The 9908-nt window shown below is 43.2% G+C and carries 9 protein-coding genes; 5 read left to right on the top strand and 4 right to left on the bottom strand.

Annotated features, from left to right (window positions below):
- Positions 1-207, top strand: a 207-nt coding sequence (locus tag KGY70_11890) for a hypothetical protein (GenBank protein MBS3775883.1), incomplete at its 5' end; no start/stop codon positions are given.
- A gap of 120 nt (positions 208-327) precedes the next feature.
- Here the strand turns inward: KGY70_11890 and KGY70_11885 are convergent.
- The 4 genes from KGY70_11885 to KGY70_11870 form a co-directional block, all read right to left on the bottom strand.
- Positions 328-540: a zinc ribbon domain-containing protein gene (locus KGY70_11885; protein MBS3775882.1), complete on the bottom strand. Its 213-nt coding sequence runs from the start codon at positions 538-540 to the stop codon at positions 328-330.
- 264 nt (positions 541-804) lie between these two features.
- Entirely contained in the window at positions 805-2268 is a 1464-nt protein-coding gene (locus tag KGY70_11880; GenBank protein ID MBS3775881.1) for a tryptophanase, read from the bottom strand.
- A 419-nt stretch (positions 2269-2687) separates the two neighbouring features.
- Entirely contained in the window at positions 2688-3545 is an 858-nt protein-coding gene (locus KGY70_11875) for a class I SAM-dependent methyltransferase (protein ID MBS3775880.1), read from the bottom strand.
- 527 nt (positions 3546-4072) lie between these two features.
- Positions 4073-4297, bottom strand: coding sequence for a hypothetical protein (locus tag KGY70_11870; protein ID MBS3775879.1), 225 nt, complete (start codon positions 4295-4297; stop codon positions 4073-4075).
- 353 nt (positions 4298-4650) lie between these two features.
- Here KGY70_11870 and KGY70_11865 point away from each other — a divergent pair, with 353 nt between their 5' ends.
- From KGY70_11865 to KGY70_11850, 4 genes are all read left to right on the top strand, one after another.
- Complete coding sequence (locus KGY70_11865; GenBank protein ID MBS3775878.1) at positions 4651-5256, top strand: DUF4255 domain-containing protein; 606 nt, start codon at positions 4651-4653, stop codon at positions 5254-5256.
- Positions 5257-5286: 30 nt separating this feature from the next.
- A complete protein-coding gene (locus tag KGY70_11860; GenBank protein ID MBS3775877.1) occupies positions 5287-6438 on the top strand; it encodes a hypothetical protein in 1152 nt (383 codons plus the stop codon).
- Positions 6439-6506: 68 nt separating this feature from the next.
- Positions 6507-7943, top strand: coding sequence for a phage tail sheath family protein (locus tag KGY70_11855; GenBank protein MBS3775876.1), 1437 nt, complete (start codon positions 6507-6509; stop codon positions 7941-7943).
- An 856-nt stretch (positions 7944-8799) separates the two neighbouring features.
- Positions 8800-9908, top strand: a 1109-nt coding sequence (locus KGY70_11850; protein ID MBS3775875.1) for a phage tail sheath family protein, incomplete at its 3' end; no start/stop codon positions are given.

Genomic DNA, 9908 nt, shown 5'->3' with positions numbered 1-9908 from the left:
TATAAGTATTCGGTTCCTCCTCTCGTCAGGATAGGTTTTACTTATGTGTTATCGGTTGCGGCTCTGGTCCCGAAAGGATTTACCCGTATGTTTCCGGTTGCCGACAACGTTTTTGAAGCTCTTCAGGGATATTTTCCTTTAACAGTATTTTCCTATATGGGAAATGAAGAAAAGAAGACCGGTATGGAACTGGTATCTACGTATTGAGTTGCCGCGTTGATATTAATAAACAAATATTAATTCGTGAATTCGTGGCCATTATCCCTTTAAAACGGTGTTCAATTATTATTCAATGGATCCTTTCCGGGATGGTATTTCAATCTACGGCTAATTACCAAAGAAATCAAGGATATTCTCGGCAGTCCTCGCTTTTCTCTTGTTATAAAATTCCGTGTATCCACATTTTGTGCATGAGATGGATATAAACTTCCGGTTTTCAACATTGAATACCTTGGCCCAAAAACCTCCGGAGGCCCTTATTTCACCGGAATCGTATTCCCGATGGCCGCATTTGGGGCATTTGTATTTTGTTATGTTCATTAACAAGTATTTTTTTTATACAATATTTAACAACTGAAATTTATTATCCCAATTTATGTTTTTAATTTTTACCCTATTATTCATTAATAAGGTAATAAGGTAAGCCTTGAGAGTTGTTATCCAGGCTGTTAAGGTTAAAGATACCAAAAATAAGGTTTTTTAAAAAGAATAATAGTAGCCCTTCCTCAGGTGTTTCTTCAAGGCCACCCGCCAGGCGGATTAACGTTTGTTGCCACACCACCCGCCTGGTGAATGAGCCGTTTACTAAAGACTTTCCCCAAAATCCTCCTTAAACTTTTTGATCAGCTTCTGGGGCCAGTCGCTGATGGGTTCCAAACGGCCCATGAAAAAGCGCAGCACAGTGGGTTCTTCCACAAATCTAAGCCCGCCGACCAAATCACGGTTGTGATACAACCAGTTCAGCCTGTCGATCATAAATTCGGTTTGGGAAAGCGTAAACACCCTTCTCGGGAAGGCGAGACGGAGCAGTTCCACATCTGCCAGTATGTCATTGCCATTGTCATCCCGAACACTGGAGATGGTACCTCTTTCCATGCCCCGTATACCGGAAATAATGAAAAAGGCTCCTGCCAGAGCCCCGGCCGGATATTCATGCTGGGGCACGTGCGGTAAAAAGCCCATGGCATCCACATGGCAACCCAGAGCACCTGGTGGGGTGATAACCGGGATTCCCAGATTATTTAGTTCGTTGACTGCATATTCAATAAAATCCGGCGACTGACTGATCACTGTTTCATCCATGGTCTCTTCCAGTCCTATAGCCATGGCTTCTATTTCTCTAACAGACATACCGCCGTAGGTAAGAAAACCTTCATATAAAGGCACCAGGTCGCGCATCTTCAGATAAAGCTCTTCAGAACCCGCACAGATGCCGCCTCCCCGGGTAGAACTTACTTTACGGCTTGAAAAGTAAATAATATCTGCCATAGAACACATCTCCAGCAAGATATCATGAATGGATACGTTGGCAAATTCTTTCTCCCGTTTTTTGATAAAATAGGCGTTTTCTCCAATCAGGCTTGCATCCAAAACAAACATTATGTTATGTTCGTCCGCCAGCTTCTTGACTTCCCGCATGTTCTGCATGGAAAAGGGCTGCCCGCCGATCAGATTGGTAGAAGCCTCCATCCGGACGAACGGAATATGCTCTTTCCCATACTGCTTGATCAGTGCCCTGAATTTATCCACATCAATATTTCCTTTGAAGGGCTCATCACTTTTGATCTTGATGGCCTCATCCTTGTATATTTCGAATATTTTACCTCCGTTGATCTCCATGTGTTCCTTGGTGGTGGTAAAATGATAGTTCATGGGAATAACATCACCCTCCTTGATAAAAACCTTTGAGATGATATTTTCTGCTGCCCTCCCCTGATGAGCAGGTAAAATATATTCTTTTCCAAATACTTTTTTTAGGGCACTTTCCATCCTGTAGAAGCTGGCAGACCCTGCGTAGGCATCGTCTGCCTGTAACATCGAGGATATCTGATTGTCGCTCATAGCATTGGTCCCGCTGTCGGTCAGCATATCCAGGAAAATGTCCCTGGTTTTTAGCAGAAAAGTGTTGTAACCGCCTTCCTGTATGGCTTTCAGTCGTTCTTCAATGGGTTTCAGATACAATTTTTGTACGATGCGTACCTTGTGTTGTTCAAGGGGAACTTTCTTACCGCTGAAAAATTTAACTTCCGTAGATCCGTTTGGTTTCATGTTATAATAATGGTTAGAAATTTATTAATAAGTATTTTAATCCCAACATGGCATTCATCATTCCTCATTGATGAGGTCATACCCTGTTTTTTTGAAAGGGTTAAAAATAGGGAAAAAATCATTACAAACAAAAAATAGTTATATAGTACCGGAAGAATATTCAGGGATGAAGCCCCGAAAAGGTATAATCACAGGAGGCTCTCCAAAAAGTCACAATAAAAAAATCCAGGTTCCAAACTTCAGAACTTAGCCGGCAATAAGGAATAAATTTTGGTAATTTGTATTGATTATTTTAATTCCCCGCCTGCCCTGCCCTGCCGGCCGTCAGGCAGGCGTCGGGGCAGGTATTTGTGATTTGAAGCTTGTTTTTTGGTGCTTCAGGAATACAACCTCAACAATTCAAAGGTCTTAGAGAGCCCTTACCTCAGTTCGGCGGACCAGTTTGCTATGGTATGATAACTGTCTGTCCGGATTTGCACAGTACCGATTATTTTATCCTCTGCAACACGCCCGTTGTAAACATACTTATTCCCATTGGAATGATTGGCTGCAGTTATACTGATCCTTTCACCTTTCAACAGGGTTTCCTCAATACGCAAACTGGTATTTCCGGTTGAAATGTCGGGATCAATTTCCTGAAATTCCTGCTCGACAGTCATTGTAAAGCTTTCACCGTTCGTTTCCCATTCCCATTGGCCTTCAACCCTTGCTGGTATAATCCAGTAATAAATATCATGGGTGTCCGAAGCAATAGGATTGTCGATTTCCCATACCCCCAGGTTGATGTTGGCATTGTCGACCTGAAAATGTTTGTCGGGTTTCCACTCGCCCATGTTAAAATCGTGTGATACTATACGCGTTCCCGGTTCCAGCTCTTCCAGCAGGCGGGGGCGAAGCTTAAGATTCACCGAGCTTAGCAGATACATGGTAATTACATTGGCCCTGCTGAAAACGGTTTCAAATATATCTTCCTGTAAAAACATGACTTTATCCGACACATTGGATCTACGGGCATTCGACCGGGCCTCCCTGATGCGTTCGGGATCAAGGTCTATCCCGTGGCCGTAAGCCCCTCTTTGTGCCGCGGAATTAACTATACGCCCGTCGCCGCAACCCAGGTCAATTACATAATCTCCGGGTCCGACCTCTGCAACTTCAAGCATTTTTTCTACCACACTCTGGGGAGTGGAAACATAGGGTACGTCCAGATTCTGACCCTTGGAACAGGAAACAAGCAGCAATGACAAAACAATGACAATTCCGGCAGAACGGAACATCGTTTTCCCCGATTCGGGTATCCGCATAAATATCTGACTTAACGATTTTAAAGTGTGATTTCCCATGATGATTCGTTTTGTTAAAAAATCATACAATGATATTAAATTATTAGCCAAAATTAAAGGGGTTCGATCTTAAATTTTACATATACTGCAAATCCCGTATAAACAACAAACAATAAATAAAGACAATCTTATCTTAAAAAACAAAATTTTAATCTTCACGTAAAATCCATTCATCAAAACAAACCGGCTAAATTTTGTCAGTATTCCCTGACAATCCTAATTTTGGAGCTTATAAAATATAAAAAAACAGCAATTATGGCAAATTCAGGAGAAGGAACAAAAGAAGGAACAGGAAAAAGAGGAAGAGCTGGAAACCCAGGAATTTCAGGAATCCTAAATTTTAACCCGAATAATTCTTGAATTATTCCTGTCTCCGACAGCAAAAACAATGTAGAGCAATCAGGGAAAAAGACTGAAATTACTACACAGATTGGCCCGGGGCATCGGATTTGACCTCCGGCTTAGCCGGATCCTTTCATGTTGTCATAAAGTGTGTTGATGGTATTCTCGTATTCTTCAGGAGCTTCCAGATGTCCCCAACCTCTTTGCGACTGAAAGATACCATCGTAAGCCGAATCATAATACGATCTTACCACATGGGGGATGCCCTCCTCATCGAGAATGGATGACAGGCGCTGGGCTTCAATCTGATTTTCCAGGATGAGTATTTTTTTGTATTGTTCCATAACAAACTCCATCTGGTTTCATCTCTTACAAAAATAAGGCATTTTGGTTCCAATATCAATCAAAAAAATATTATTTATAAAATAATATACTCAACTGACATTGAAATATTGATTTTTTCAATTATCGCCTTGTTTCCATTATTTAGACACTCCCTGTGAGCTTTAATTTACATAACAGCATAAGAAAAAGTAAACCAGAAACTTACAAAAAAAAGGTATAAATTAAGTCATATATGGTTGAATAAACAATTCTCTTTGTGAACTTGTTTAATTTATTCAAAGCATTAATGAATATTGAAGGCATATTATAGTAGATACATTCCGAATGAGCGATACGACAAAATAATTATACGATGATATACGAATCGCTACAACTAATTATAAATGAATTGAATCATTATTTGGGATCGCTCTCAGATCAAGATTCAGATATGGCTGTTCTGGGGAATGTGGCGCAACTCGAGTCTAACCTGCCGGGACCCAACGATGGCAATGCCCTTCTTAACAAGATTGTACTGACCCTGATCAACCTGGAAGAAGAAAAGACCTTAAAAAATTTACCAAACTATAAAATCAATCAGAACCAAACGGAATTCAGGAATGCACCTGTGCATTTGAATCTTTATGTATTATTCAGTTCAACCAGCACTTCTTATAACAATGCGCTGATCTATCTGTCAAGGGTAGTCCAGTTCTTTCAGGGTAAATACGTGTTTACCCATAAAAATTCCCCCCAAAACAATCAGCCGGGTCTGGGGATGGAAGACTTCAGGCTTATTCTGGATTTGCACTCCCCTACTTTTGAAGAATCAAACTTTTTGTGGAGTACTTTGGGAGGGAAACAACTGCCTCATGTGATATATAAAATGAGGCTGGTTGCCATTGACCGTGAGCAAACCGATGAGCTCAGAGGCGTTATTGAAGAAACCAACAGCAACACCAAGACAAAAGCTCAATAAGAACCAAGTGTTAAAAGCAAACTTCAAGTTATGAGTGTCAACCGCAAATACAAGAAACTTTTTGAACTGAAAGTGCTTCATCTTTTCTTCCTGAACAAGGGCAACACGGAGTTCGACTCCATGAGCCCGGATGAACAAAACAAGATATGGAATACCTATGATCTGAGAGAAACCTTAACATTTCATCCTTCATCCGATGCCGCACGAAACCTGAACAATTACAACCTGGTTTTTAAAACCACCCAATCAGGTTTTCTTGTTTTAGCACGGGTTGATCCAAACAACCCCGATAAATCTTTTATTCCCATCAGCGATCTGGATTTGACATTTTATATGACCCTGGATGACCCATTTTATTCCAACTACTCATTGGGCCAGGTCAACAGCCTTCAATCCAGGCAAACCTGCTATTTTAACAATGATGCAGGAAACAACGGGAGTTCATTTCCTGATTTATCCTTACCTCCCTCATCCTTTGTGGCGGGTGAAAATTATGAAACGGGAAGCATGGTAGAATTCTCAGGAGATTTCTATGAATCCGTGGAAGACATTACCAATGCATCAATCAATCCCAATCGGCCGAATTCCGGATGGCGATCCATACCCAACCGCAGCTCAGTGAACAGCAACGACAGAATTGCCATCTTTCAGGATATCATCTCTTTTCAGGTTAATACACCTGACATAGAATTTACAGTTCAGCTGACAGATATTAACGGCATTCAGGTATATTCAGAGCAACTGGATACCTTCAACGGGAAAAGGGATTTTAAGATTTACCCATCCAATGCAAAGGAAGGCTATTATACCCTGAATGTCACCAACAATGCAGACGGCAGTAATTTAAAAACATTTACTTTCTATTTTTTCAAGGATGCCGTTCCGGAAAACCTGTTGGGTATTGTACATATATTGGGCGGATCAGACAAGGGAAGCTACAGCATGACCAATTCAGCAGGGGATTTGACTTCACCGGAATATCGATTGCGAATAAGAAACCGGCATACTTACTGGAGGTATCTGAGTAACCAGGATCAATCGATGGTGCTTGAAACAAACCTGAATCCCCTCACATTCAATGGATTTATTTCGGTTAATCATCGTGGGGATGATTTGCCGAATCCCGGTGTACGGATGATCAAACCAGAGGCCACCGGCACCTATTCTGAGATTTTCATTTAGACCAATCATGGGTAGTATAGTTCAGAATATAATTCAACATAATAAACATTCAATAAAACCTCAAGGCTATGCAATACAAAACACCGGGAGTTTACGTCAAGGAAATTTCCAAGTTTCCCCCTTCGGTTGCCGAGGTGGAAACTGCCATACCGGCTTTTATAGGGTATGTGAAAAGAACTGTTTATAATGGACAGGATTTAAAGTTCAAACCCACCAGGATCACATCGCTTGCGGAATATGTGGAGGTCTTCGGAGGCCCATTCAATGAAACATTTTCGGTTACGGTGAATGCATCGGAAAAAATTGAATCTCCCCCTTCCCCACCCGCCTTTGTTTACAAGATGTACAACAGCTTGCAGCTTTTTTATGACAATGGTGGCGGTCCCTGTTACATTGTTCCTGTTGGAGCCTATTCAGACACTCCGTCTGTTAGTGAAAGTGATCTGAGCGATGGTCTTGGTTACCTCGAAAAAGAAGATGAACCCACCATCATTCTCTTTCCGGATGCACCCTCGCTTGATGAATCCGGCTTTTACAATGTTTATAAGGAGGCCCTTGGTCAATGTGCCAAACTAAAGGACCGGGTAACCATCGTGGATGTTTATGATGGCAACACGGACTTTCAGGCTGTGGGAGTTGCCGATGTGATAAACGGGTCGAGCTCCCCAAGTGCATCCGGATTAAGAAACGGGATCGGGAACAACAACCTCAAGTATGGAGCAGCCTATTATCCCTGGCTCAAGACCTTGTATAACTTTGCATACGATGAAACCGAATTGTCGGTAACGGGAAGTCCATACGGGTCAGACACCACCTTAAGAAAGGATATTCCACCCGGAGGGAACTCCACGCTGGAGGCAAAATCCATCTTTCATCAGAATACGGAGCTTTATCAGCAAATTGTTGCACAGATTGCCCGTTTTGATCTGCTTCTGCCCCCCGGCCCCGCCATAGCGGGAGTATATGCAGCAGTTGACAACAACCGCGGCGTATGGAAAGCCCCGGCAAATGTCAGTCTGAATTCAGTGAAAGAACCTGGTGTGATCCTTACGGATGATGCCCAGGAAGGCCTGAATGTGCACACCTCGGGAAAATCGGTCAATGCCATAAGACAATTCAGCGGTAAGGGTATCCTGGTGTGGGGCGCCCGCACCCTGGCAGGTAATGACAATGAATGGCGTTATGTTTCAGTACGTCGTTTTTATAATATGGTGGAAGAGTCGGTTAAGAAAGCCACACAGAAGTTTGTGTTCGAGCCCAACGATGCCAACACCTGGGCAAAGATCCGCGGCATGATCCGCAACTACCTGATCACCCTTTGGCGACAGGGAGCACTGGCAGGGGCCTCTCCCAATGAAGCCTTTTTTGTGTCGGTAGGCCTGGGAGAAACCATGACCGCACAGGACATTCTCGAAGGAAGAATGAATGTGGAGATTGGAATGGCTGCCGTCCGTCCCGCTGAATTCATCATACTGAAATTCTCCCATAAATTGCAGGAAGCTTAAAACTTCATTATTCACCTATTAAATCTTAAACGTTATGGCTTATAAAACACCAGGGGTTTATGTAAAAGAAATATCCAAATTTCCTCCTTCTGTTGCTACCGTTGAAACGGCAATTCCGGCTTTTATCGGCTATACCGAAAAAGCGGCCGGCGAAAACCAAAAGGATCTCACCAAAATCCCTACCAAAATTACATCGCTGGTGGAATATGAACAATATTTTGGAGGTGGATACCAACCCGAAACCTATACCATCACAGTGGATGGAAACAACAATGTGGATTCTGTTTCAGTGAAAAGATTTTACATGTACGACAGCCTCCGGGGATTTTTCGATAATGGCGGAGGTGACTGCTACATTGTCTCAGTGGGCAGTTATGCTGATTCCATCGTGTATAATGACACGAGTGATCCGGCCAATCCGAAGGGCCTGAAACCGGGTTTGGATGCCTTGCTCAAGTATGATGAGCCCACTTTGATATTGTTTCCCGATTCCTCAGGTTCCAAAGCAGATGGATCAAATGCCCTCTCAACAACTGAGTTCGGCTCACTTCAGGCTGATGCCCTGGCCCAATGTAATAAACTGCAGGACAGGTTCGGGATTTTTGATCTTCAGGATGGCTATGTGGAGGGTGATACCCCCATAGACAATTTCCGGGAAAAAGTAGGCACCCGGTACCTGAAATACGGGGCTGCTTATTATCCCTGGCTGATAACCACCTATGAGAAGCAATTCCGTGTGAGGGATATTGAAATCTCGGGGGGCACACCCCTCATTGATTTTTCTTTGCCTGCAAACCCCCAGTTGGACCCATTCATAAATGAATACAAGGCTGAGGCAGAAAGAACCGATCTGGTGATGAGCACTTTATCCAATGTGCCCATGGAGAATTACGCTGCCTTATACGCGTATTACCAAAGCCTGATCAGGGAAGTAAGAAAACACCCCTCTTCGCAGCCAGGCCCGGTTACAACAGCATTTCAGGCTTTGCTTCTTCTTTTAAGGGAAACTGTGCTGTCATTTAATACCATAGAAACAAGCGGTTTGCTGGGACCCGATCTCACCAGTCAGGTAGAAAATCTCAAATCAGATAAAGCCCTGCATGATGTGATGATTGACTTTATCAGCTTTGAGAAGAATGCTTCCCTCCTGTCCGAATTGTCGGATCTGGCAGATGAAAATGCTGTCGATTCAGCCTATGGCGCTTATGACGGCAACAACAACTGGCTTGAAGGTACCAGCAACAGTTATTCGCAAGTTGCTGACATTCCTGCACTGGGATCAGGCGAACTGGATCTGAGTACATATTCCAACAAGAAAAACAGAGCCCTGGCCGCCATCAGCTACCTGAATGATAACCTGGGGCTGCAAAAATTGCTCGGAGCATTGGAAGATCTGTTCCAAACAGCCATTCACAATGAAAACCAAGCAGAAAAGAGGCTGGTGGAAAATCACCCTTTCTTCTATTCCGTTTTTTCCAGCATTAAGAGAGAAATGAGCTATCTTCCACCTTCTGGCTTTATTGCCGGTGTATATGCCAATATTGACGAAACAAGGGGCGTATGGAAAGCTCCGGCTAATGTTAGTCTTAACAATGTTCTGGCTCCGGCAGTCAAAATCAATCAGGAAGAACAGGAGAGTTTAAATGTTCATCCCACTGGTAAATCCATCAATGTGATCCGCAGCTTTACAGGGAAAGGGATACTGGTATGGGGTGCCCGCACCCTTGCCGGCAACAGCAACGAATGGAGATACATCTCCGTACGGCGTTTGTTTATCATGGTGGAAGAATCTACCCAAAAGGCAACAGAAGCCTATGTTTTCGAACCCAATGATGCCAATACCTGGGTGAAAGTTCGGGCAATGATCAGAAACTTCCTGACCACACTTTGGCGCCAGGGAGCATTGGCAGGAGGCTCACCCGATCAGGCTTTCTTTGTTGCAGTTGGACTCGGAGAAACCATGAC

Source organism: Bacteroidales bacterium (genome assembly GCA_018334875.1).
Classification (GTDB): domain Bacteria; phylum Bacteroidota; class Bacteroidia; order Bacteroidales; family UBA12077; genus JAGXLC01.
Note: the sequence above shows the minus strand (reverse complement) of the source record. Positions and strands in the feature narration are given on the sequence as shown.